Source organism: Sphingomonas sp. T1 (assembly GCF_902506585.1).
GTDB lineage: Bacteria > Pseudomonadota > Alphaproteobacteria > Sphingomonadales > Sphingomonadaceae > Sphingomonas > Sphingomonas aerolata.
This window is the reverse complement of the sequence record NZ_LR733875.1, coordinates 501,610-521,630: the sequence shown is the minus strand read 5'-3', so window position 1 is coordinate 521,630 and position 20,021 is coordinate 501,610. Positions and strand designations below refer to the sequence as shown.

Here is a 20,021-nt window from a genome sequence, read left to right as displayed (position 1 = left end):
GGTTGACCACGTTGGCTGGGCCAACTTACGGCTTCACCACACTGAGGGCTGGCGTCCCGACGGGCCGGAACCGGCTACCGCCCGCCACCTCTCGTGCGCGATCTTGTGCCGCCGCCTTTTTGCCCTGCGGCGCGGAAGCCTCATTGATCGTCTTAAACGCGGTGGCGAGTTCCTTCAGGGTCTTCGCCCTGCCACCAAGGCTGATCGCGCCGAGCATGCTATCGCGGCGACGGCCATCGCGATCGTCAGCGGTGATCTCCTCGATCATCTCCTCGAGTTCGCCGGCATGCGTTGTCGTCGCCTCGAGCTCATCCAGCATCCGCGACACCAACCCGCGTCCGCGTTCGGCGATCGCGGCGGCATCCGGTACCGGCTCGCGTTCGCGCTCGACTGGCGGCGAAGGCTGCGGAGGCGTCGAAGTACGCACTTTGCGTACCCTGCGTACCACTCGCACCCACTTTTCGGCCTTGGCGCGCTTCCGAATAGCGCCTTCCGAAATTGCGTGCCGGTCAGCTATTTCTCGAATCGAATCTTCGCCGGCCAAGTATTCAAGCTCGATGCGCGTCCAGTCGAAAGATGATTTTCGGGTTGCCATGACGCGGCACCTCCGGCCAAAAAGTACGCACCTCAAAACGTGAGGAGGAAAAAATCTGCGGGTGAGAGCCTATGGGGTCCAGCAGGGCGCGCCCTACCGATGGTCAGACCCTCCCCCCCGGCGGTGGGGCGGCGTGGTCAGTGTCGTTGGGCGCGCTCAGCGCGCTGCTTGCGGCTGTTATGGCAGGGTGCGCACAGGCATTGCAGGTTGCGCTCGTCCCAGAACAACGCCTCGTCACCGCGGTGCGGCCGCTTGTGGTCGACGACCAGCTGCGACGTGTCCGCGGTCATCAGTCCGCAGCTAGGCCACTGACACGTGAACATGTCACGCGTCAGGATGACCATGCGCAGGGCACGCCAGCGCGCCGTCTTGTAGAGCTTGCGCCAAGGCGCGTGCAGCATGCGGTCCTCGTCGCGGGTGCGCTCGACAGGCGGCAACGAACCAAGCCCCGGCCGCAGCGAGGTGAGGCGGTTCGGCAAAGCCTTGAGCTTGCCCAACTCCCTGACCTTAAACGGTAGCTGCGGCGTAAAGCTGCTCGCGCAGTAGGTAGCCCTCGAAGCCCCAGAGCTTGGCGATCGCGCGCTCGCGAGCGAACTTCTGACCCAGCTCGGCATTGAAGTTCTTAGGCGAAGCGCATGCGCTCTCACCGGTGACCGTAAAGCCGTTGACGGTGTGAAGCACGCACACGGTCAGAACATCGCCGAACACGGCGTATTCCTCACGAGCGATCTTCGCCTCGATCGAGGCCAGCGTGACGCGGGGTGCGACGGCAACAGCCGCAGCAGCGTCATCACCCTGTTGTAAGGTGCTCATAGAAGCTCTCCTGGAAGTGAGTTAGCGACCGCGGACAGCGGCGCGCAGGTCGATCGCGGCTTGCTCGGCCTGCTCGATTAGGCGCTCGCTGCGCCCCTGATGGCGCGACCCGCTCGACATCTCCTCGGCAATCCGAAGCACGCGCATGCCGATAGCGTCAACGCGGTCAGCTGTAGAAGGTCGGGTAGTTAATGCCATGCCATCTCCCGCCCTTGGGACATTCAGCGACGTTGCTCTGATTAATAGGGACACAGCACGACGCTTTCGGTGTTGGCAGCAAGATTTTGCGAGCTGTTAAGCTATGAGATTTGCCGGAGGGGACTTGACGGCGCTCTAAGCAGGGCTCCCAATCAAAGAACGACCCGACTCGAGGTTGAGCATTGGAGAGTTGAGATGCTGAGTACGTACGAGCGTAAAAGGGATAGGCCATCAGCGCGTTGCCCCAGCGAAGCTAATAGCGATCACGGCTCGGAACAATCACCATGGCCCGACGATCATGTCGCAGATAATGACCACGGCTTATTCAACATCGTCGGCGACAATACAGTCGCCTATTCAGATCACGGATCCGCTACAAGGTCCCGATAAGACCGCCACTCAGGGGATTGGAGAGCCAGTCCCCTGAGTACTGATAACCGCTTAGAGAGCATGCGACTTACGCCATACAGTGGGACAATCGCTCGCAGCATGGCTCCTGCGTAAGGGCATGAGGGCGTCTCACACTGCTCCTCCCATTCCGCGTCTCATCTCACGCTCAATTACTTGGTGCCGTCAAATCACCGAGATTCTGCGCGCAAGCGCGCCTGTGCGCCCTGTGCCCTCGCAGCGCAGGCTTTGAAAATTCCCAGCGCGGCGGTTCCAGCGACAGCCGGTTGAGACTTGAGGGCTGCAGCAACAGTTGCGGGAACCCGTCCATCCAGCCGCCCCATATAGAACGCCGCCGTCAAATTCGCGACCTTCCGCGTTGGCTCGTTCTCGGCCTGCTCGCCGACGGCACTGGTTACAACCAGGCACCGGACATCGTCGTTAACCGTCTGCGCGTGCGCCGGAGCGGCAACTAAGATGGATGCGAGAACCAGACTGACGACGTTCTTCATACAAAGTTCCTGAGCGTAGTGGGCCTATAAGCATAGGCCACATCAACGCACAAAGTAACGTCGCGTCTCACCATACCGTAGGACAATCGCTCGGAACATAGCTCCAGAGTGAGAGGATGAGGGTGGCTAGCCAACGCGCTCTCGACGATTCTGCGCCAGTTGCTCGACATCCTCGATAAGCGGATCGCTGCGACCATGATGGCGCGATGGGCTGCGCACATTTCTAAAGATCCGAAGTAGGCGCATGCCGATCGCCTCGACATGGTCAGCTGTGGTGAGCCGCAAGTGCGGTGCGGCCATCTAGACCTCCACATATAGCAAGAGCCGCAACCCTTGCGGGCGCGGCTCTAACAACTGTCGATATGCATAGACTAAGGTGCGCACGGGTCAAGTGTATTTCATTGTTGCAACCGTCGGACGCGATCCTTGGTCAGATCGGCTTTCTGCAGTTTGGGGTTATGCCGCCGGTTTATCGTAGCAATTTGTCCACATCGTCCCACGTCGTCGAGAAGTCGAGCGTTGCAATGAATTCGACGGGATGCATCTACGTGACGCCGCAGTCATTACACACATCTGGAATGTGCCGGCGCGCCCCTGTGCGCGACGATTTCGAAACTTCGGCAGTGACCACGCATCGATCAGCATGACCGAGCGCCGCGGCGATTAAAAATGGATCTTGGCCGACGGTAACAAGGTCTGCCTCGCTTAATGGCTCGCCATAGCGGGCCAAGACCACCTGGAGCTTTGCAGGATCACTGTCCTCGGCCAAAAGAAGCGCACGCTTAGTTACCGGGTCTTTCATCCAGGTGGCCAGCACGTCGTTGCCGGTCTCGACCTCAGCATAGATCTCTGGCGGAACTTTCAGGGCGTTCACCGCGCCATGATACCGAAGCCATTTCCAAAATTCCGGAACCCGGTCGAGACCGTACCAAGTGTTATGCGCCGTAATTAGCGCGTTGGCATCGAGCAGATACTGCATCAGGCAACGGCCCGCCGCGTTTCGGCAAGAAGCGGGTAGACGTTCATCGGCTTGACCCCGAGCATCCGGGCTGCACGTGTTGGCGTAAGAGAGCCATCAGCCATGCCTTGTCGAGCGACGGCCAGTAGCGCAGTACCGAGCCTGTGCCGTCTTACTACGTACCAATTGGGCCCACCATCGGACCCTCGGTTAGCTTCTTTTATGCGGGCCTTGTTAGCCATCCACTCGGATCGGAATTGATCGCGATAAATCACCCAGTCATCGTGGTCGATTCGGTCCGCACGAAACAGCTGATAGGCGATCATTGTTCTGCTGACCTTCGCCTGGTCGGCCAAGGTAGCTATCTGCCGTTTATCAGAATCGGTGCCGGTAAGAGGAAGATCATCGATTTCCGTGCTCGCGATTAACGTCGCGGCTGCCGTATCATTGCAGAGGCGCTCGACGGCGCCCTGCGGCACGCCTCCGCTAACTCCACCTTGCCCGATCAAGATATGTGCCAGCTCGTGGAGCAGAGTGAAAGACCACGCGGATTTCGCATCCTGATCGTTCACGACGATGAACGGTGCCATGGCATCAGCAATTGCGAAACCACGGAATACGTTAACGTCGATTGCCGTCATGTGATTTCCGCAGTCGCCGGCCAGCAATACGAACACACCTTTGGCTTCGATCAAGGCACGCAAGTATGCAAACGCTTCATCGACGCTCTTCCGAGAACGAAAGACTGCGCGATCGAAATTTATTGCTTTGACTAATTCGGCGGAAAGAACTGTCGCGTCCTTTATTTTCCATGCGGCCCCGACGAGCGCGACAGGCTTTGCATCATCGTCGTCCTCCAGGGCTTCCCGGACCAAAGCCTGTCGTGCTTTGACATCACGCAATAGCGTCGCAAGAAGCACGTTAGATGGGTTGCCCTGATCTAGTAATGTGCGGAAGTCTTGGCCCAACTCCGCAGCGACCGGAGGTTCTGCCATATAAAACGTCAACAACGGGCGATGATATTGTTGCGACATTTTCCGCAAAACCGCAAGACTAGGAGATCCGTCGCCTGCTTCTAGGGCTGCCAACCGATCGGCCCCACTGACGCCCCGCGCTGCGTTCAAGGAAATTTTTCGGGCGGCCGTCTCCAAGTCGAGACCGGCCGTCTCTCGTGCCCATACCATGATTGCGGGGTTAAGCTGTGCCACATGCCCTCCATGCACCGATACCGGTTAATGTGTCATGGCGAAAGTTGGCTATGGGCGATTTTGCCACTAAGTTAGCCGCTCCTTCATTGCTACGATGTCAGCAACGAAAGCGACGACGGTACGGGCGGCATCGATCGCTGACCTTGGGTTAGACGCGAGGCTGGATCCCGCGGTCCCCGCGGGCTCATCAAACCTGCAGACATTCTCGAATACCGACCAATACTTGCCGGGCACATATTCCTTGATGCGCTTCAGGTCGTCGAGGGCTTCCTGTTCCGCCCATCCGTTTCCTTGCCCGACACCGGGTATCCGCGCCAGATCCATGACCAAGGCTTTGCCGCCCAGCCGGGCCCATAGCGCCTCGCAGTGGTCGATCGCAGCAAGCTGGCTATCCGACAGCAGCTTGGCCGCCTTCCAGCGTGCGACCGGCGTGCCGCCTCGGTTGATCAGGGTGTGCTCGGTCACGACGCGGCCGGCGTCCCGCAGCGGCACGTCTACGATAGCGTGCATGCCCCGCGCGATCTGGATCGCTGGGGCACCAATAGCCTCTCCCTTAGCTGTCACGGCCTCGGCTGTGCGCTGCGCCAGCGTCTTCGGCTGCCGCTTGATCTTCGTGCTTGTCTTTGCTGCCCGCCCCATCGTCTCAACCCTCGCTCTTATAGGTATGTGTCATGCCGCAGCCTGCTGGTCGTAGGACTCGCCGGGATCGATGCCGAAGAGGCGGATGTAATCCGCGCGGGTCGGCTTGCGGCTGGGCGCGCCGGAGGCGCCTGGCATTGGTACCGCCCGCGATGCGTCGCGAACCGGGCCCGCGCCGCGGCCAATCTTGAAGCGCTCGACTATCTCGGCCGCCTCTGCCGGCGTACACCGGTCAGGTTCGGGCAAGGCGGGCGCATGAACGCCGACAGCCGGCGCGGCCAGCCGCTGGCGACGAGCCCAAGCCCCGCTAATCTCAGCCATGATGGCAGGAACGACCTTCGAAGGGTGGTCAGCCTTCTGCATCGCTGCTTCCGCACCGCGTTGCAGCAAGCCGATCGGGATGCCGTCGAGCGCGATCCGGGCAGCTTCGAACCAAGTATCCTGGCTGTCCTCGTCCATGCCGACCGGTGCAACCAGCTGGAGGCATGGGAGCAGGGTCGTGATGAACTGGTCATCAGACGCCGGCTCCAAGTCCCGATAGTCCGCGGCGCGCCTTGAATCGCTCGGCAGCATCGACCGTGCGACCGTGACCGCTCCGCGACTGCCCGTTTCCGCCCACACGTCCGTTGCCTGATCGTTGTCCATCTCGGTTATCCTGTTCGATTATCCAGTTGCTCCACGCCTTCTGCCAGTCGGCTTTCCGGCCCAGCCCGTCCTTGTCGGCGGCGTTCGCTGCCCAATTCCGGAAGCTTTCGAGTGCGCGCAGGCTCCAATCCTTGCCCCGTCGATCGACGATTGCTCGAGCAACGGTGTCGTCTGCGAACCGAACCGGCGCCCAATCTTCTGGAAGACGGAACGGCTTGATCTTCACGGCCTGCACCCGCCCGCGCCTCGAAGGAGGCGAAGCCTCCAGAGAGGTTATGGTTCTTGATGGTTTGTCCGAAGCGGCTTCGGGGGTCAGCGCTGTTCGCTTCGGGGGTGAAGCGGCTTCGGGGTGAAGCTGCTTCGGGGGTGAAACGGCTTCGGGGGTTGGGTGCACGATATACCGACATCCGCGCCCTGCGATTTCCTGCCGGCTCATGTGGCCGCTAGCTACGAGGGATTTGATGGCAGCCTGGACGGTGCGGTCGCTCTTGCTGCACTTCGCCGCCAAGGTCGCCATCGAGGGCCAGCAGAGGCCTTCATCGTTGGCGCAGTCAGCCAACGCGAGAAGGACGATCTTCTCGCTATCTGGCAGTGTCACGCTCCACACTGCGGTCATGATCCGGACGCTCATCGGCGGTTCTGCTCGGCAATGGCGCGCAAGGCGCTGAGTTCGGCGCTGATCGATTCCAAGCCGCGCGCGATGCGGATCAGCTGCCAAACCGCGTACAGCGTGACGAAAATCACGAAGAGCTTATCGGTGTTGTCCATTACGCGAGCGCCTCCGCGCGTAGCTTGGCGGCATGCTCGATCATCAGCGCAGCGCGCGCGTCGAGCGCGTCAGCCGCCGCACGGAGATCGTCACACGAGATCCCGCGCTCGGCGCCGGTCTTCGCGCGCAGGCTACGGGGTTCGATGTTCATCGCTTCCGCGAGCGCCGCGGCGCTGCCAAGCAGGACGCCAGCCTTCATCAGCCCGGCCATCCGCGGCACAGACAGCATGTGCGACGTGTGAGCCGCTTTGGCGGCTCGCTTAGATGCCAATCGCTTGGCCGCGTCGGCCGCCTCCTGCTGACGCCGGAGATCGCCGCGCACGCGCATGACCGCGTCGAGATCTTCGACGGTGGAGAGGTGAGCCGGTTTAGCGGTGCACGTAAGGGTGTCGGCCTGCATGTCAGAGCATCCCCGACGAAATGCCGCCGAGCGTATAAGCCGGGCCGCCGGTGCGGGTGTCAGGCGCGGCTACGAGCTGGGCGCCGGCAGCGATGCGGGCCATCTGGCGCTCGAACGGCGTCATGTCTGCCTCGATGATGCGGCGGGCCTCGGCGGCACCCAGGGCGGCACGCGCGCTGGCGTACTCCGCGCGGCGGGCGGGCGGGCACCAGTTGAGCGCCCCGCGCTGCTTGGCATACGGCGTCGGCATCGGCTTCCCAGCGATCAGGTCGAGCACGAGACGCTTGGCGTCCGCGGCGCGGCGGCCGCGGCGCTTCAGGTCACGGTACTTCTCGCGCCACTCAGGCGGGCACCATGCGAGAACCGTTGCCGATCGCGCCGCACCCGCCGCCATCCGCTGATCCTTCGTGATCTTGTCGTTCGCGGCGCGCAGCGTCGCGGTCATCCGGTGCCCGTGCTGGCGGCGCTGTTCCCGCACCTCAGGGCTGATGTGCCGATTCATGTTTGCGCAGCGCGCGGCATGCGCGGCACGATATTCCGGATCCGCGAACCGGCGGGCGATGCCCTGGCGGCGCCTCTCGGCGGCAACCGGGTCGGCATTGTTGTGGCGGGTCGCACAGGACTTGCAGCGCCCGGTCAGATTCCTCGCCCCGAGCTCGGTCGGGCAGTCCATGCAGGTGCGCGTCATGCCGCGAACTCCAGGTCAATGATGTAGGGGGCCGATGCGGCCTGATGATCGCAGCCGATGTCGGCGCGGATCCCGCAGCGGAAACAGGGGGTACGATCGAGCACTGGGGGCAGGGGTTCACGGCGCTCGGCCCGCGCGATTGCGTGAGCGCGCTCAACTTCCCTCAAGGAGCCATCCGGAGCTTTGCTGGCGCGGATCGTCGCCCCCAGCTCGGGAATAAAGATCTCGCGCGAGAACGGCGTGGTGGTCACCACGATCTTATCCGCCGCGACGAGGTCGACCAGAGCCTTCTGCGGGATCGAGGAGGACCGCACCCCGAGCAGCGATGCCAGGGCGAGGTTCGTCGGACAGCGGGCACCGGCGCACGCCGCGTGCAGCAGTGCATCGTAGACGACGTCGCGGGACTGTGCAGCGCTGCGGCGGGGCTTCGTCATTATGCCGAGGTCTTCCAATCAAGGAAGAACAGCGCGGGCGGACCTTGATGACCGTGCTCCCAGACGAACCACGCGAAGGCGATGACTCCATGGCCTTCGCCTTCGCCGGCAAGCTTGCCGCGGCCCATCGGCACACGCCGCGACATGATGTAGACGCGCGCTAGCGGCGTACTGGGGAACCACTTGCCCCGCTCGACGCCTTCCAGAAACGCAAGGCGAAGGAACATCACGACCTTGCCCGTGGTCAGCATCAGCGCGCGGTCGATGAACTGCAGGGCGTCGCGGAACGGCGGGTTCGTGAAGATGTTCGGCGCGCGAGGCTGCCACTGCATCAGAAAGTCGAGCTCGCCCTCGCCATAGCCGCGATCGATCAGGTCGGTGCTGACGACGGTATAGCCGGCGGCAGCCAGCGCATCAGAGATTGCGCCATCGCCGCATGCAGGCTCCCAGATCGCCCCGTCGAATTTCTCGACCTCGAGCAACGCGCGCGTCGCCGCAGGCCACGTCGGATAGAAGTCATGTGTCTCGCGGTTGACCGGATCATCGGTCTGCGCACGCGAGAATGCCTTGCCACCCGCCACCGAAGGCGAGGTGTCAGGCACACGTGCAAACTCGCTCGCAGAACCGGGCTCAACCGGCACTGCGCTATTGAGCGCGTCCATAGTCATCTCCGTTGCGGGGTTTTCCGCGTGTTATTCGTCAGTCGTAGAGGTCGTCAGGGGGCCGCGAATGGCTCCAGGATCTGGATCATCATCACCGCGTCGTCGCGCAGCTCGGCGCGATCAACGTGGCAATATCGGCCGTCGGCGCCGGCGCGAGCGAACTCGGCCGCACCGGTCATCAGCTTCGAAATCACCATGGCGGGGGCGTCGGCGGCCGGGTCGAGCTCGCGCGCGCCCTGGCCAATGACGCTCAAGACCCGGTCGGTGAACTCGACGCCGAAGAAGCTGGCGAGGATCAGGAGATTGCAGCCGCTGGGGCACCGGCGATCTCCGCCGCTGGCGATCATTGCCGACAGGGTGCGCGCCGGGATTTTCGTGCCTAGCGCGACGTCTTCGACCGAGTGCTGGCGGCCGCGGCCCATCAACAGGCCGATCGCCTTGCAGATCTCGTCCTCTGCCGTTTCCGGCGAAATCATCGAGCTATTCGTCACGGACATTGCCCTCCAGACCGAGGAAAGAGGTTTCATGGAAACCGAGACCCTGATCACCGCCCCGAAGGCCGTTCGCCTCGCCGTTGCGCGCGCGCTGCTCGAGCATTGCCAGCTCATGGCGGCAGCACAGGTCCACCAGCCAGACGAGGCCCGCGCTGGCGAGCGTGACGATGATGATGCCAAAGATCGTCATGCGGCTTCCCGATCTCTGGAGGGGCAAACCGGCTGCTGGCAGCACCGAACCGCAATTGCGGCTCGGCTACCGCAGGCCGTGCAGTGCGTGACGTCAAGGACCGGCGCCTCGATGTACGAAGGGTCCGACGCAGCATGGAAACCGAACCGCTGCGCGCCGATCGCGATGATCGCAGTCGCGGCACAAGCGACGCGGGACGGCTCCATGGATGGGAGGGTGAGCAGCACCTATGCCGCTTTCTTCTGGCTGACGGCGTGGTCATACGCTGCCGTCAGGTCGCTCTGCCGCCAAGCCGGCACGCGGTTGTGCGTCTTCCAGTGCTGAACGGTCGTCGGCGCGATGCCGAGCACAGCTGCGGTTTTGCGAACCCCGCCGATCGTCGCAATGATCTGGTCAACGTTTTCCATGACCTAACAAGTACGGTATCCGTACATAATTGGCAAGGGGATTGTGCGACTTTCCGGCTGGCGCGTATCACGTGGGCCGCCCATCAACTAAAAATGGACACGTCCGAAAAGATCCTGGCGGCCCTGCGCGAGCGCAATGTTACGCATGCTCGGATCGCGTCGGTCCTCAACGTAACCACGAACAATGCAACCCGGCTCTACAACCCGGACCCGAAAACCGGGAAAACGCGGAAGCTGAGTTTCGACGAGGGTATGGCCTTAATCACCGCGTTCGACTTGGATAACCAAGACGAGGATCGCCCGATTGAGCTGATGAGCCTACCAGTCGCAAGGTTGGCGGTTCAGTATATTGCTCAGCAGCTTGGCGTGCGGATCGATCCCGATGATGAGCGAGTCGAAGACCTCGCTCTAGACATTCGAGCATATTCTGAGTTCGCCGCATCTTCTCAGATTGGCGAAAATCTTGACCGAGCGGAGGGCTGGCTTGATGGTCGTCGATCGCGCCTGCCAGCTCGCACTTAAGTTGCAACGTCAGCAGCAGATCGCGCTCAGTCGCAGATAGGCGACGCTCATTTTCGTGCGCCAATCTCATCGCGAGCGATAGCCTGGCGGAAAGCATGCGCCTTCTGAATTAATGCCGCTCAACGGTAAGATTTGGGATTCGCGCGCCATGTTCTCATTGTGTTCTGCTGGGCGACGTGTGTCGATAGGAAATTTCTTAGCCCGGCATTTTATCGAGTCGGCCGGAGTGTACGGAAACCGTTTGACATAGCCATACGATAAACGTACATGTCGACTATCAGGCCAGCCCGGCCCGGTAGGAGACCAACGTGGCCGAGCAGGCTTCCACAGATTGGATCGAGTGCGATGGGACAGGGTGCCCTGTCTCGGATCTTGCACGTGTCCAGGTGCAGTTCCGGTTCGATCGTGACCGCCGCACCGCGGAGCGCGCGAACCCCGCCGACGGCCATCCTGCTTACATTTACCGCGACTGCTGGACGCATCAGGGCGCCCTGTCCGACATCGTTGCGTGCCGGGTCGTCGCGTGATGCGCGTCGACATCCGCCCGCGCCATCGCAACAGCGGCAAGGCTGACGCCGAGCGTCGCTTCCCGACGCATGTTCAGTGGCTCCGCGGCCGCCCGTGCCTGATCGCAGGCACCGATTGCGATGGCCGCATGGAGGCCGCGCATGTCGATCATGCAGGAGGGAAGGGCACCAGCCTGAAGGTCGCCGATTATAAGGCGGTCCCGCTGTGCCAGCATCACCACGCCGAGTTGCACCGCGGCGCAAAGACGTTCGAGGCCGCCCACAAAATCGACCTCGTCGCTGCTGCCCGCGCCTATGCCGCCAAGTCGCCGCATCGCGGTCGCTGGGCTGATGTCGAAGGCGCGCCGCGATGACCGGCCCGACCATGACCTGCGATCCGGACCTCGATTCCGCAATCGCTGAGTTCCGCTATGTAGCACAGCGCCTGCGCACTCTCGACCAGCAGATGCTGACCGCCGCGGTCGACCGCTACAAGCACTTCGCCGCGATCAAGCACGAGCGGGCCGAACTGTGGGCAAATCTGCGGGGCAAGGCTGAGAAGCTGCAGCTTGTGCCCGAGGACCACCACCTTGGCGCCCGCGCGCTGCTGCTGGTCACCGAGGTCGCGTGGATCCTTCATGCCCGCACGCGCCGCAAGCCAACCCCGGCGATGATCAAGGCGATGGTGCGCGACATGGGCGAGCTCGCCGAGCGCGAACGCGTCGAAGCCGAGGCCGACAAGGTCGAGACGGAATTCCGCATGCGGACCCTCGCTGTCCGCGTCTCGGCCGCAGAGGCCGTCACCCGCTACATCGAATTGAGCGCAGCATGACCTATGCCCAACGCCCGCGCCCCATGGGCGAGATCCTCGGCCGCCAGCCGGCGCGGATCCTCGTCACCCCGTCGAAGACGTCCAGCGCATGGTATGGCGCGATCCGCGGCGCGGTGAAGACCGGGTTCGGGGATCACAGCATCACCGGAGGCGCGCGGTTCACCGAGCAGCAGAACGAGGCGCTGATCAGCCGCGGCATGGATATCCTGACCGCGGAAGCCATGACGGTGCAGCGCAACGCCGGCGACCACGAGATCTGCAACGGCACCGGGCTTCCCGGGGTCTACCAGTTCGAGTGCCCGGTTCTCTCGCGCCGCGCCGATGGCCGGGTCCGCGTCATCGCCCCCAGCGGTGCCGAGAAGCTCGTCGAGGGTGACGGCTGGACCAGCCCGCGCCGCTCGCGCCGCAGGTTCGCGGCATGAGCTACCTCGACCCCGCTGGCGCCGCAGCGCGCGCGCCGCTTCCCCCTGTTCCCGATCTGATGGGCGTCGTCTCCACGGAGATCCTGATCGACCTGATGATCGCCATCCTCACCCTCGGAGATCGCCCGTGAACTGGACCAACATCATGCACGGTGCCGGCTGGATGAGCCTCTTGGCCATCGCCATCATCGCAGGCGTCATCTTCTTCGAGGACGTCTATCGCCGCTGGCCCCAGATCATGACCGCCCTGCGCGGCAACGATCGGCCCGGCTTCGTGCCCCTGTCCCCGACTGCCTCGGTCCGTCCCCTCCGGACTCGTCATTCCCGGCTGCCCGTCGTCGAGGCCGACGCCCAGCCAACCCATTCGAAGCGCGTCGCATGAGGATGCACAGCCAGATCGGCCGCAACTCAGCCGGGCCCCGCGAGAGCCAGCGCGTGCTCGACCAAGCCGAAGTTCTCGGCCGCCGCGACCGCCTCATGCAGCAGCCGCCATCCGCCGAGCGCAGCGCCGCTCTGACCACCATCCGCGCCCAGCTGCGCAGCATTGATCGGAGAGTTTCCCGTGGCTGATATTGCCGAAAGAACAAACGATGTGGGCGAGGTCGTGCTCGAGGACAACATCCACGCGGCGCGCGCGCTGATCCCGATCAGCGTCGCTGGTCAGAGCCGAGAATGTGGCGAGCGGGCAGCAAAGACTGGCTGCGGGGGCCCGGATGACGGCGAACGTACTGCGGAGGCCATTCCAAGCCACGATACCGTCACGCAGTTTCGAAACAATCGCGGCATGATACCGCCGCGGATATCCTCAACCAGGAATGCCCCAGTTGGCATCCTCGTTAGCGGCCTTGGCCGTTCGAACCAGATGCTCGACGTAGTTCTGAAAAACCGGAACTGTAAACGTGACGAGCGTCGGTTCGCCCTGTGGCTCTTTGAACGTCAGGACGACGAACCGGCTGCCTTCCTCGTCAAGTACGAGCCCGGCCTCCATCGCACCAGTGCCGCTGGGAGTGATGATCGTCGCTGCCATGGTAGTGCCTCTCTGGTCGTCCACGGAGCCGCTCTAGCGCAGCGGAACCGCCCCGTCAGCGTCCGTCGAGCGTCACGCTGCGGCCGCGGCCGTTTGCGAAGCGCCGCCGCGTCGCGCGCAGTTGACAAGGTGCACTTATCGCCTCGGAAGGCGGCTCTCATTGATGTCGTCCACAAACCCTCGCAGCTGGGTCCCGCAAACGCTGGCCTCGTCGTGAAAGCCCACCTCACAGATCAGGGAGGACATAACCGATGAGCGTAGCTCCGTATTGGCCGCGCATGCTCAAGCGGGCGAACGCCGCGAAATACTGCGAGCTCACGCCGCAGCAGTTCGACGCTGAGGTGTTCGCCGGCCGGCTGCCGGGGTCGGTCGCGATGTCGGGCGGGCCGCGTTGGGATCGCGCCGCACTCGACGTGAGCCTCGACGAGATGTCGGGCGGGGTCAACGACTGGCGGAAGGATCAGCCGGGCCTTGCCGCATGACCTGCCCAAATATGTAAAGCGGGTGCGGTCGAAGGGCCGCGAGTACCTGTATTTCGACACCGGCAAGGTGGTTGACGGCAAGCGGCTGATGACGCGCCTGCCGCCGCTCCGGTCAATGGAGTTCGGGGGAAGCTATGCGGCGCTGATGGGCCATCGCAATCGGAAGACGAAGGCGACCCTTGTGACGGTCCCGGTTCTCGTCGACATGTACCAGCGCGGGGCCGCCTACGGCGCCTTGGCGCCATCGTCGCGCAAGCTGTACGACATCTATCTTCGCCGCCTGGAGCGGGCGCTTCCGACCGCCCCGGTCAACGGGATCACCCGCGGTGACATGCGGACGGTGCTGGACAAGATGGCCGCAACGCCGGGCGCGGCAAACGCATTCCTCAGGACGAGCGGCGCGCTGTTCGCCTGGGCCGTCGATCGCGAGCACATCGCGAAGAACCCGTGCGACGGAATTACGATGATGGATGGCGGGGAACACGAGCCTTGGCCGCAGCATGTGCTGCGCGCGGTTCTCACCGCCGAAGACCCAACGGTGCGCCTGCTCGCGCATCTGCTCTACTACACCGCGCAGCGCCTCGGCGACGTGCTTAGAATGACATGGTCGGATGTTGCTACCGATCGCGTCGAGGTCCGCCAAGACAAGACGAAGAAGCGGCTAAGCATCCCGGTCCATAGCGCGCTGAGCGCGGAGCTTGCGAAGCACGAGCGGGTTGAGGGCGCGATATGCCGGACGCCGCGCGGCGCGGCGCTGCGGGACGACAACGCCCGCAAGATGCTTAAGGCTTTCTCGGCCGCTGCAGGCGCGCCAAGCGTACCGCACGGCCTGCGCAAGAACGCCGTGATCGCGCTGCTCGAGGCCGGCTGCTCAACCGCCGAGACCGCATCGGTCAGCGGCCAATCGCTGCACATGGTCGAGCATTACGCCCGACAGCGCAACCAATCGACGCTCGCCGATGCCGCCCTTGCGCGGTGGGAGAGCAAACCGTGAACGTACAAACAGTGGAAAACTCTGCTCGCGACTCGCGCAATTCCGCCAACTCGGGTTATCTGTCAATTAACCCGACAAGATCGAGGGCCTCGAGCAAGGCACGATGTGCTGCCTCGATCCGAGCGACGAGCGCCGCGTCGCCAATTGCATTCGCGTCGATCGTCTCGGGCCAGTGCTCGGTGACGAGGCCGGCGATACGGTCGAGGCTGGCGTGATCGACGAGGAAGCGGGGATCGACCGTCCCGGGATCGGCGACGACCCGCAGGCGCAGGCAGGCGGGGCCGCCGCCATTGGCCATCGATTCGCGGACGTCGACGATCTCAAGTGCGCGGATCGGTCCGTTGCCCGCGACATGCTCGCTCAGCCAGCGCCAGACCGGTGCGTTGCTCCGCGCTTCCTCGGGCAGGATCAGCGTCATGCCCGCGGCGCGCGAGACGAGCTGCGCGTTGAAGAGATAGGAGCTGACTGCATCTTCGAGGCTGACGCGGGCGCTGGGCACTTCGACGATCTCGACCGAGGGCATCAGCCGTCGCAGATCCTCATAGAAGCTGTCAGCGTCGGCAAAGGCCTGCTCATGCGTGAACAGCACGGTTTCGTTCGCAACGGCGACCACGTCGTTGTGGAACGCGCCTGCCGCGATTGCCGCATCCGACTGGCGCACGAACAGGGTCCGCGCGGGGTCGAGCCCGTGCCGGCGCGCGATCGCCTCGCTGGCCTCGCGGTGCTGACGCGCGGGGAACGGGCCGCCGGCTTCGCCATAGACGAAGATTTCGATGCCCGGTGCGCCGTGGGTTTCGCACAGCCGCATATGGTTGGCCGCGCCCTCGTCGCCGAACGGCAGCGGGACGGGCGGGTGCACCGCGAAGGCCGGGTCGGCGAAGGCGATACGCAGCTGCGCGAGTGTTGCTGGCCATTCGTGGCTGCGGTGCGGCATCGTGCCGAGGTTGGCGACGCTCAGGTGGCAGCGCCCGTCCGCGGTATCAGGGGCGGGCGATACGGTCGCGGCATTGGCCGCCCACATCGCCGAGGCCGACATCGCCTGTGCCTGCAGATGCCTTGGTGCGTCCGCATACCGGGTCGCGAGCGAATCGAGCCAGCGATGATCGGGGCGGGGGTGGGGGAGGAGGATCCCCTGCACCAGCCCGAGGTCGAGGTTCGCGCGCATCTTCGCGATCCCCTGCAGGGCGGCGGCGCGAGGCCGTGCGACAGCGCCTGCATTGCGGGTCGCGGCCAGATTGCCGGGGCTCAGCCCTGCGTAATTGTGGCTGGGACCGATCAGGCCGTCGAAGTTGATCTCGACGAGGCTGGCGCCGCGCATCAGAGGCGCGCCACGTGGAGGACGGACGCGCCTTCGCTGACATCCAGCGCCGCTGCACAGCCTTGCGAGAGGGCGATGCCATCGGCCACCGGGCGGATGTCGCCGAACGCACACCGGAAGTCCGCCAGCGTGCCCGTCGCGACCAGCGCTTCGGTCGTGGTTTCGCTGGCGGGCGAGGTGTCGGCGATCGTCACGACCTGGGCCGTGCGCGCATCTGCGATCGACCGGACCTTGTCGGTGCGCGCGGTCATCGTCGGTCCGCCGTCGAAGATGTCGACATAATTCTCGAACGCGAACCCCTCATTCTCGAGCATCCGCATCGCCGCCCGGCCGGACGGGTGCGGCAAGCCGATCGCGGCACGCGCGGTCTCGGACAGCATCGCGGTGTAGATCGGATGCTTGGGCATAAGGTCGGCGATGAACTGATGCCCGTTGATCGCATTGAACTGATCGGCGTCCTGGAAATTCATCCCGAAGAACCGCCCCGCCAGACCGTCCCAGAACGGCGAACCACCCGCCTCGTCGATGATCCCGCGAAGCTCGGCGAGAATTCGGTCGGCAAACCGCGCGCGATGCGCCTTGATGAAAAGATAGCGGCTGCGCGCGAGCAACAGGCCGAGCCCGCCGGCCCGCTCGCCGGGATGCAGGAACAGGCCGCCGACCTCGCTCGACCCCTCGAGATCGGTGGCGAGGCTCAGCATGTCGGCGCGGAAGGTTCGCGAGAGTTCGCGGCTGTGCTGCGTCAACGTGCCGATCCGGTAGCTGTAGAAGGGCCAGCTTTGACCGACATGCGTGAACAGCTGGCACGTGCCGCGGACCTCCCCCGTCTCGCAATTCTCGAGGACCAGGACAAACAGCTCGTCGCTGACCACGCCGTCCTCGGCAGGCGCGGTCGTTGCGAAAGCGGCGTGGCTGCGTTCGAGCTTGGCGCGCAGCGCGCGGCGGTCGGGGGGCAGGTTGGTAAAGCCCCCGCCGGTCAGCTTGGCCATCTCGTACAAGGGCTGGAGGTCGCTATCGACCGCCGCGCGGATCCGGAAACTCACAGATGCGTCCTCATAAGCCGTTCTCGCAGATTCGCAGGATGGTGACCGCGGACAGCGCCGCCCGTTCGGTCAGACTCTCGGGGATCATGAATTCGTCCGGCGAATGGATCGCGCCGCCGCGCACCCCCATGGTGTCGACGACCGGCACACCCGCGGCCGCGATGTTGTTGCCGTCGCACACGCCCCCGGTCGCTTTCCAGGCAATGTCCAGGCCCAGGTCCGCGCCGCTCGCCTTGACCAGCGCGAACAAGTCCGCGGCCCCCGTATCGATCGGCTTGGGCGGACGATTGAACCCGCCATGGACCGCAATCTGGACGTCATGCTCGGCCGCCACCGCCGCGACGACGGCGTCGATATGCGCGCGGGCCTGGGTGATGTCGTCGCGCGTCGCCGGGCGGAAGTTGATGCGAAGGACGGCGACGTCGGGAACGACGTTGTTGGGTCCGCCGCCATCGATCCTTGCGGGATTGACGGACAGCCCGGGCCTGCGGACCTTTGAGAGCCGGACCGCGATGTCGGCCGCGGCGACCAGCGCGTTGCGGCCCTCTTCAGGATTGCGGCCGGCGTGTGCGCTCCGGCCGCGGACGGTGATCGAAAAATTGCCCGTGCCACCGCGTGCGCCGGCCAGCGTGCCGTCAGCAAGCGCCGGCTCGTAGGTCAGGGCCGCGATCTTTCCCTGCGCCGCGCGTGCGAGAAGAGCGGCGGACGAGAAGGAGCCGGTTTCCTCGTCCGAGTTGATCACCACGTCATACCCGATCCGCCGACCCAGCGGGCTGGCCTCGATCGTCTTGAGCGCGGCCAGCATCACGGCCAGCCCGCCCTTCATGTCGGCGACGCCCGGTCCGTTGAGCGTGCCATCCGGCAGATGCCGCAATGTCTGGAACATGTGGTCGCGCGGATAGACCGTGTCCATGTGACCGGTGAACAGCATGCGCATCGCGGCATCCGGGCGAACGCGAAGATGGAGATGCCGGCCGTGCTCCAGCGGGTTTATGGTGCCATCGGTCGCCACGCTATCGGCCGGTTCGGGCTCGACGAGTGTGATATCGCCGGGAAGACACGAAAACGCGTCGGCGAGCAGCCCCGCCATCGTCGCCAGCCCCTCAAGGTTGCGCGTGCCGCTGTTGACCGCGGTCCAGCTTTCCACCTGCTGCAGCATCGCGGCCGCATCAAGCCTGGCGACCGCGCCGGTTTCGTCGTGCGAAAGTCCTCTCATCCCCCGACCCTAGCCTCGCGCGGCGCGGGGGGGAACCGTCAGAAGCTGTAAACCAGCGCGGCGCGGCTGGTCGTGTCGGTCGTCATCGATCCCGCCGGCGGTTCGCTTTCATATTGAACGGCATAGGACAGCGAAGCCGATAGCGGACCGATCAGTTTCGCGGTCAGCGACGTGGTTCCACCGAGCGTGCTGTTGAACCGCTGGACATAGGCGGATGCGACCTGAGTGACCGACAGGCCGTTGGTGATCCGCCAGCTGAAGTTCAGCGTCCCGCGCCCGGCGATCGCGCTCTGGTTCGTGTCGTCGGTGAACTCGGTGTTTCGATATGCCGGCCCCAATTCGAGATCGAGCTTGGTCCGTGCCGATTTCAGCACGCTGTACCCGCCGCCGACCGAGACCGAATAGCGGTTGTTATAGCCGAGGAACCGATCCCCTTCATACTGCGCCGCGCCATAGATATAGGCGCGGTCGTCGATCTTGTAGTTGGGTTCGTAGGACGCGAGATAATGCTCTCGCACGGCGACATTCTGATTTTCCTGGTAATCCGCCTGGGCGTGGAACTTCTGGCGCCAGCGCAGGCCTTCGCGGGTCAGGTCGACGACCGCAGTACCGCCGGCCGTGTCCGAATTGCCGGTCGTGAGATAGCCGCCGACTTCGGCGCGGCCGCTCCAGAGGTCGAGGAAGCTCGCCTGACGGATGACCTGCGTGCGTTGGGCGGCGCGATCGGCCTTCCATTTTTCCGCGATTGCCAGAACCGCGTCGCCGCTGAGCGGATCGGCAGCGCGGGCATATTTGACGATCGTCGAGACATCGTTCTCGTTACCCGCATCGAGTGCGGCATCGAGCATCGCCCGGATATTTTCCGGAATCATCACGGTCTGGGCGATGGCGGGCGCGGGGGCCAATGCCGTCACCAGGAGACCGGCGAGAAGCGGGAGACGGAAACAGCGCATAATCGGGTCAAAATCGCGACAGGAGGAGGGGCTGGATCGGCACACAGGGTTCCGTAGCGTCACCACGCCGCATTGGGAACGGTTCAGCGCGGTCCGCTTGCGCCGAGATGTGGCGCGAAGGCGGCAAGTACCTCCTCGTAGAGGCGCTTCTTGAACGGGACGATCACTGCCGGGAGCTCGGCGGGGTCGATCCAGCGCCAGGCATCGAATTCCGCATGCTCGGTGTCGATCGCGATATCGCGGTCATCGCCGTGGAAGCGGTAGAGGAACCAGCGCTGCCGCTGGCCCCGCCAACGACCCTTCCAGACCTTGCCGAGAAGTTCGGGGGGAAGATCGTAGACGAACTCGCCCGGGGCCTGCGCGATCAGCGTGACGTTGTCGGGTGAGACGCCGGTTTCTTCGCTCAGTTCGCGAAGGGCCGCGGTCTCCGGGTCCTCGCCGGGGTCGATCCCGCCCTGCGGCATCTGCCACGCGTCGAGCGTCGAGTCGCTGCGGCGGCCGACGAACACCCGGCCCGCTCCGTTGATCAGCATGATGCCCGCGCAGGGACGATAGGGCAGGGTGGTCGGATCGGACATCCCTACCCATTCGGGTGTTTCCTGACCGTCTGCAAGCCCGAAGACGGTCGAGCCGCGCCACGCGATCATGCATCCTCCGAAAGGACTCCGCGTTGAGCGAAGGACATGGTGGTGGCGTATGATAGGAGC

33 protein-coding genes are annotated in these 20,021 nt (G+C 64.2%); 9 read left to right on the top strand and 24 right to left on the bottom strand.

Translation table 11 applies throughout. From position 1 onward, the window contains the following. Positions 1 to 25: 25 nt before the first annotated feature. The 18 genes from GV027_RS21350 to GV027_RS02225 form a co-directional block, all read right to left on the bottom strand. The gene (locus GV027_RS21350; protein WP_236559007.1) at positions 26 to 595 is read right to left on the bottom strand and encodes a hypothetical protein; all 570 of its coding nucleotides are present in this window, start codon (positions 593 to 595) and stop codon (positions 26 to 28) included. Between the two features lie 137 nt (positions 596 to 732). Beyond that, a complete protein-coding gene (locus GV027_RS02300; RefSeq protein ID WP_037528028.1) occupies positions 733 to 1,092 on the bottom strand; it encodes an HNH endonuclease in 360 nt (119 codons plus the stop codon). A gap of 10 nt (positions 1,093 to 1,102) precedes the next feature. Then, complete coding sequence (locus tag GV027_RS02295; RefSeq protein ID WP_159510841.1) at positions 1,103 to 1,408, bottom strand: Gp49 family protein; 306 nt, start codon at positions 1,406 to 1,408, stop codon at positions 1,103 to 1,105. 21 nt (positions 1,409 to 1,429) lie between these two features. Further along, on the bottom strand, positions 1,430 to 1,555 hold the full coding sequence (locus tag GV027_RS21650; protein ID WP_268893533.1) for a hypothetical protein: 126 nt from the start codon (positions 1,553 to 1,555) through the stop codon (positions 1,430 to 1,432). A 629-nt stretch (positions 1,556 to 2,184) separates the two neighbouring features. Further along, the gene (locus tag GV027_RS02290; protein ID WP_128082055.1) at positions 2,185 to 2,505 is read right to left on the bottom strand and encodes a hypothetical protein; all 321 of its coding nucleotides are present in this window, start codon (positions 2,503 to 2,505) and stop codon (positions 2,185 to 2,187) included. A 126-nt stretch (positions 2,506 to 2,631) separates the two neighbouring features. Next, positions 2,632 to 2,805, bottom strand: a complete 174-nt coding sequence (locus GV027_RS02285) for a hypothetical protein (RefSeq protein ID WP_159510840.1) — start codon at positions 2,803 to 2,805, stop codon at positions 2,632 to 2,634. Between the two features lie 244 nt (positions 2,806 to 3,049). Next, the gene (locus GV027_RS02280) at positions 3,050 to 3,484 is read right to left on the bottom strand and encodes a DUF4411 family protein (RefSeq protein ID WP_159510839.1); all 435 of its coding nucleotides are present in this window, start codon (positions 3,482 to 3,484) and stop codon (positions 3,050 to 3,052) included. Beyond that, positions 3,484 to 4,671: an ImmA/IrrE family metallo-endopeptidase gene (locus tag GV027_RS02275; protein ID WP_159510838.1), complete on the bottom strand. Its 1,188-nt coding sequence runs from the start codon at positions 4,669 to 4,671 to the stop codon at positions 3,484 to 3,486. The genes GV027_RS02280 and GV027_RS02275 overlap by 1 nt, the downstream gene beginning before the upstream one ends. Positions 4,672 to 4,737: 66 nt before the next feature. Continuing rightward, positions 4,738 to 5,310 carry a hypothetical protein gene (locus tag GV027_RS02270; protein WP_159510837.1) on the bottom strand — a complete coding sequence of 191 codons (573 nt, stop codon included), beginning with the start codon at positions 5,308 to 5,310 and terminating at the stop codon, positions 4,738 to 4,740. Positions 5,311 to 5,340: 30 nt separating this feature from the next. Continuing rightward, positions 5,341 to 5,841 carry a hypothetical protein gene (locus GV027_RS02265; protein WP_159510836.1) on the bottom strand — a complete coding sequence of 167 codons (501 nt, stop codon included), beginning with the start codon at positions 5,839 to 5,841 and terminating at the stop codon, positions 5,341 to 5,343. Further along, positions 5,825 to 6,586, bottom strand: a complete 762-nt coding sequence (locus tag GV027_RS02260; protein WP_159510835.1) for a helix-turn-helix domain-containing protein — start codon at positions 6,584 to 6,586, stop codon at positions 5,825 to 5,827. The genes GV027_RS02265 and GV027_RS02260 overlap by 17 nt, the downstream gene beginning before the upstream one ends. After that, positions 6,583 to 6,723 (bottom strand): hypothetical protein, encoded by a 141-nt coding sequence (locus GV027_RS02255; protein WP_159510834.1) that lies wholly within the window; start codon positions 6,721 to 6,723, stop codon positions 6,583 to 6,585. The genes GV027_RS02260 and GV027_RS02255 overlap by 4 nt, the downstream gene beginning before the upstream one ends. Continuing rightward, the gene (locus tag GV027_RS02250) at positions 6,723 to 7,124 is read right to left on the bottom strand and encodes a hypothetical protein (RefSeq protein WP_159510833.1); all 402 of its coding nucleotides are present in this window, start codon (positions 7,122 to 7,124) and stop codon (positions 6,723 to 6,725) included. Before GV027_RS02250 ends, GV027_RS02255 begins: the two co-directional genes overlap by 1 nt. Before the next feature lies 1 nt (position 7,125). Beyond that, positions 7,126 to 7,812 (bottom strand): hypothetical protein, encoded by a 687-nt coding sequence (locus tag GV027_RS02245; RefSeq protein ID WP_159510832.1) that lies wholly within the window; start codon positions 7,810 to 7,812, stop codon positions 7,126 to 7,128. Then, entirely contained in the window at positions 7,809 to 8,246 is a 438-nt protein-coding gene (locus tag GV027_RS02240; protein ID WP_159510831.1) for a hypothetical protein, read from the bottom strand. The genes GV027_RS02245 and GV027_RS02240 overlap by 4 nt, the downstream gene beginning before the upstream one ends. Beyond that, on the bottom strand, positions 8,246 to 8,908 hold the full coding sequence (locus GV027_RS02235; protein WP_159510830.1) for a hypothetical protein: 663 nt from the start codon (positions 8,906 to 8,908) through the stop codon (positions 8,246 to 8,248). Before GV027_RS02235 ends, GV027_RS02240 begins: the two co-directional genes overlap by 1 nt. A 53-nt stretch (positions 8,909 to 8,961) precedes the next feature. Further along, positions 8,962 to 9,405 carry a hypothetical protein gene (locus GV027_RS02230; protein ID WP_159510829.1) on the bottom strand — a complete coding sequence of 148 codons (444 nt, stop codon included), beginning with the start codon at positions 9,403 to 9,405 and terminating at the stop codon, positions 8,962 to 8,964. After that, the gene (locus GV027_RS02225) at positions 9,389 to 9,592 is read right to left on the bottom strand and encodes a hypothetical protein (RefSeq protein WP_159510828.1); all 204 of its coding nucleotides are present in this window, start codon (positions 9,590 to 9,592) and stop codon (positions 9,389 to 9,391) included. Before GV027_RS02225 ends, GV027_RS02230 begins: the two co-directional genes overlap by 17 nt. Positions 9,593 to 9,726: 134 nt before the next feature. Here GV027_RS02225 and GV027_RS02220 point away from each other — a divergent pair, with 134 nt between their 5' ends. From GV027_RS02220 to GV027_RS02195, 7 genes are all read left to right on the top strand, one after another. Continuing rightward, positions 9,727 to 10,521, top strand: a complete 795-nt coding sequence (locus GV027_RS02220; RefSeq protein ID WP_159510827.1) for a hypothetical protein — start codon at positions 9,727 to 9,729, stop codon at positions 10,519 to 10,521. Positions 10,522 to 11,047: 526 nt separating this feature from the next. After that, complete coding sequence (locus GV027_RS02215; RefSeq protein WP_443029548.1) at positions 11,048 to 11,401, top strand: DUF968 domain-containing protein; 354 nt, start codon at positions 11,048 to 11,050, stop codon at positions 11,399 to 11,401. After that, positions 11,398 to 11,859, top strand: coding sequence for a hypothetical protein (locus GV027_RS02210; protein WP_159510825.1), 462 nt, complete (start codon positions 11,398 to 11,400; stop codon positions 11,857 to 11,859). Before GV027_RS02215 ends, GV027_RS02210 begins: the two co-directional genes overlap by 4 nt. After that, positions 11,856 to 12,281: a hypothetical protein gene (locus GV027_RS02205; protein WP_159510824.1), complete on the top strand. Its 426-nt coding sequence runs from the start codon at positions 11,856 to 11,858 to the stop codon at positions 12,279 to 12,281. The genes GV027_RS02210 and GV027_RS02205 overlap by 4 nt, the downstream gene beginning before the upstream one ends. Continuing rightward, positions 12,278 to 12,412 (top strand): hypothetical protein, encoded by a 135-nt coding sequence (locus tag GV027_RS21645; protein WP_268893532.1) that lies wholly within the window; start codon positions 12,278 to 12,280, stop codon positions 12,410 to 12,412. The genes GV027_RS02205 and GV027_RS21645 overlap by 4 nt, the downstream gene beginning before the upstream one ends. Continuing rightward, positions 12,409 to 12,663: a hypothetical protein gene (locus GV027_RS02200; protein ID WP_159510823.1), complete on the top strand. Its 255-nt coding sequence runs from the start codon at positions 12,409 to 12,411 to the stop codon at positions 12,661 to 12,663. Before GV027_RS21645 ends, GV027_RS02200 begins: the two co-directional genes overlap by 4 nt. After that, positions 12,660 to 12,851, top strand: a complete 192-nt coding sequence (locus tag GV027_RS02195) for a hypothetical protein (protein WP_159510822.1) — start codon at positions 12,660 to 12,662, stop codon at positions 12,849 to 12,851. Before GV027_RS02200 ends, GV027_RS02195 begins: the two co-directional genes overlap by 4 nt. 235 nt (positions 12,852 to 13,086) lie before the next feature. On the opposite strand, the gene GV027_RS02190 is transcribed toward GV027_RS02195, so the two are convergent. After that, the gene (locus tag GV027_RS02190) at positions 13,087 to 13,308 is read right to left on the bottom strand and encodes a hypothetical protein (protein WP_146163707.1); all 222 of its coding nucleotides are present in this window, start codon (positions 13,306 to 13,308) and stop codon (positions 13,087 to 13,089) included. A 251-nt stretch (positions 13,309 to 13,559) separates the two neighbouring features. Between GV027_RS02190 and GV027_RS02185 the strand changes: the two genes are divergently transcribed. Next, positions 13,560 to 13,790, top strand: coding sequence for a hypothetical protein (locus tag GV027_RS02185; RefSeq protein WP_159510821.1), 231 nt, complete (start codon positions 13,560 to 13,562; stop codon positions 13,788 to 13,790). A 22-nt stretch (positions 13,791 to 13,812) separates the two neighbouring features. Beyond that, the gene (locus tag GV027_RS02180; protein ID WP_159510820.1) at positions 13,813 to 14,784 is read left to right on the top strand and encodes a site-specific integrase; all 972 of its coding nucleotides are present in this window, start codon (positions 13,813 to 13,815) and stop codon (positions 14,782 to 14,784) included. A gap of 55 nt (positions 14,785 to 14,839) precedes the next feature. On the opposite strand, the gene GV027_RS02175 is transcribed toward GV027_RS02180, so the two are convergent. The 5 genes from GV027_RS02175 to GV027_RS02155 form a co-directional block, all read right to left on the bottom strand. Further along, complete coding sequence (locus GV027_RS02175) at positions 14,840 to 16,102, bottom strand: N-succinylarginine dihydrolase (protein ID WP_159510819.1); 1,263 nt, start codon at positions 16,100 to 16,102, stop codon at positions 14,840 to 14,842. After that, entirely contained in the window at positions 16,102 to 17,145 is a 1,044-nt protein-coding gene (locus GV027_RS02170) for an arginine N-succinyltransferase (protein ID WP_159510818.1), read from the bottom strand. Before GV027_RS02170 ends, GV027_RS02175 begins: the two co-directional genes overlap by 1 nt. A gap of 10 nt (positions 17,146 to 17,155) precedes the next feature. Beyond that, positions 17,156 to 18,361, bottom strand: a complete 1,206-nt coding sequence (locus tag GV027_RS02165) for a hydrolase (protein ID WP_159510817.1) — start codon at positions 18,359 to 18,361, stop codon at positions 17,156 to 17,158. A gap of 38 nt (positions 18,362 to 18,399) precedes the next feature. Then, a complete protein-coding gene (locus GV027_RS02160; protein WP_236559006.1) occupies positions 18,400 to 19,275 on the bottom strand; it encodes a DUF481 domain-containing protein in 876 nt (291 codons plus the stop codon). Between the two features lie 122 nt (positions 19,276 to 19,397). Then, positions 19,398 to 19,892, bottom strand: a complete 495-nt coding sequence (locus tag GV027_RS02155; protein ID WP_159512682.1) for an RNA pyrophosphohydrolase — start codon at positions 19,890 to 19,892, stop codon at positions 19,398 to 19,400. Positions 19,893 to 20,021 lie beyond the last annotated feature (129 nt).

Coding starts and splice junctions, on each gene's coding strand:
- GV027_RS21350 (WP_236559007.1), bottom strand. CDS start 595: ATGGCAACCCGAAAATCATCTTTCGACTGGACGCGCATCGAGCTTGAA.
- GV027_RS02295 (WP_159510841.1), bottom strand. CDS start 1,408: ATGAGCACCTTACAACAGGGTGATGACGCTGCTGCGGCTGTTGCCGTC.
- GV027_RS21650 (WP_268893533.1), bottom strand. CDS start 1,555: ATGCGCGTGCTTCGGATTGCCGAGGAGATGTCGAGCGGGTCGCGCCAT.
- GV027_RS02290 (WP_128082055.1), bottom strand. CDS start 2,505: ATGAAGAACGTCGTCAGTCTGGTTCTCGCATCCATCTTAGTTGCCGCT.
- GV027_RS02285 (WP_159510840.1), bottom strand. CDS start 2,805: ATGGCCGCACCGCACTTGCGGCTCACCACAGCTGACCATGTCGAGGCG.
- GV027_RS02280 (WP_159510839.1), bottom strand. CDS start 3,484: ATGCAGTATCTGCTCGATGCCAACGCGCTAATTACGGCGCATAACACT.
- GV027_RS02270 (WP_159510837.1), bottom strand. CDS start 5,310: ATGGGGCGGGCAGCAAAGACAAGCACGAAGATCAAGCGGCAGCCGAAG.
- GV027_RS02260 (WP_159510835.1), bottom strand. CDS start 6,586: ATGAGCGTCCGGATCATGACCGCAGTGTGGAGCGTGACACTGCCAGAT.
- GV027_RS02255 (WP_159510834.1), bottom strand. CDS start 6,723: ATGGACAACACCGATAAGCTCTTCGTGATTTTCGTCACGCTGTACGCG.
- GV027_RS02250 (WP_159510833.1), bottom strand. CDS start 7,124: ATGCAGGCCGACACCCTTACGTGCACCGCTAAACCGGCTCACCTCTCC.
- GV027_RS02245 (WP_159510832.1), bottom strand. CDS start 7,812: ATGACGCGCACCTGCATGGACTGCCCGACCGAGCTCGGGGCGAGGAAT.
- GV027_RS02240 (WP_159510831.1), bottom strand. CDS start 8,246: ATGACGAAGCCCCGCCGCAGCGCTGCACAGTCCCGCGACGTCGTCTAC.
- GV027_RS02235 (WP_159510830.1), bottom strand. CDS start 8,908: ATGGACGCGCTCAATAGCGCAGTGCCGGTTGAGCCCGGTTCTGCGAGC.
- GV027_RS02230 (WP_159510829.1), bottom strand. CDS start 9,405: ATGTCCGTGACGAATAGCTCGATGATTTCGCCGGAAACGGCAGAGGAC.
- GV027_RS02225 (WP_159510828.1), bottom strand. CDS start 9,592: ATGACGATCTTTGGCATCATCATCGTCACGCTCGCCAGCGCGGGCCTC.
- GV027_RS02220 (WP_159510827.1), top strand. CDS start 9,727: ATGGAAACCGAACCGCTGCGCGCCGATCGCGATGATCGCAGTCGCGGC.
- GV027_RS02215 (WP_443029548.1), top strand. CDS start 11,048: ATGCGCGTCGACATCCGCCCGCGCCATCGCAACAGCGGCAAGGCTGAC.
- GV027_RS02210 (WP_159510825.1), top strand. CDS start 11,398: ATGACCGGCCCGACCATGACCTGCGATCCGGACCTCGATTCCGCAATC.
- GV027_RS02205 (WP_159510824.1), top strand. CDS start 11,856: ATGACCTATGCCCAACGCCCGCGCCCCATGGGCGAGATCCTCGGCCGC.
- GV027_RS21645 (WP_268893532.1), top strand. CDS start 12,278: ATGAGCTACCTCGACCCCGCTGGCGCCGCAGCGCGCGCGCCGCTTCCC.
- GV027_RS02195 (WP_159510822.1), top strand. CDS start 12,660: ATGAGGATGCACAGCCAGATCGGCCGCAACTCAGCCGGGCCCCGCGAG.
- GV027_RS02190 (WP_146163707.1), bottom strand. CDS start 13,308: ATGGCAGCGACGATCATCACTCCCAGCGGCACTGGTGCGATGGAGGCC.
- GV027_RS02185 (WP_159510821.1), top strand. CDS start 13,560: ATGAGCGTAGCTCCGTATTGGCCGCGCATGCTCAAGCGGGCGAACGCC.
- GV027_RS02175 (WP_159510819.1), bottom strand. CDS start 16,102: ATGCGCGGCGCCAGCCTCGTCGAGATCAACTTCGACGGCCTGATCGGT.
- GV027_RS02165 (WP_159510817.1), bottom strand. CDS start 18,361: ATGAGAGGACTTTCGCACGACGAAACCGGCGCGGTCGCCAGGCTTGAT.
- GV027_RS02155 (WP_159512682.1), bottom strand. CDS start 19,892: ATGTCCGATCCGACCACCCTGCCCTATCGTCCCTGCGCGGGCATCATG.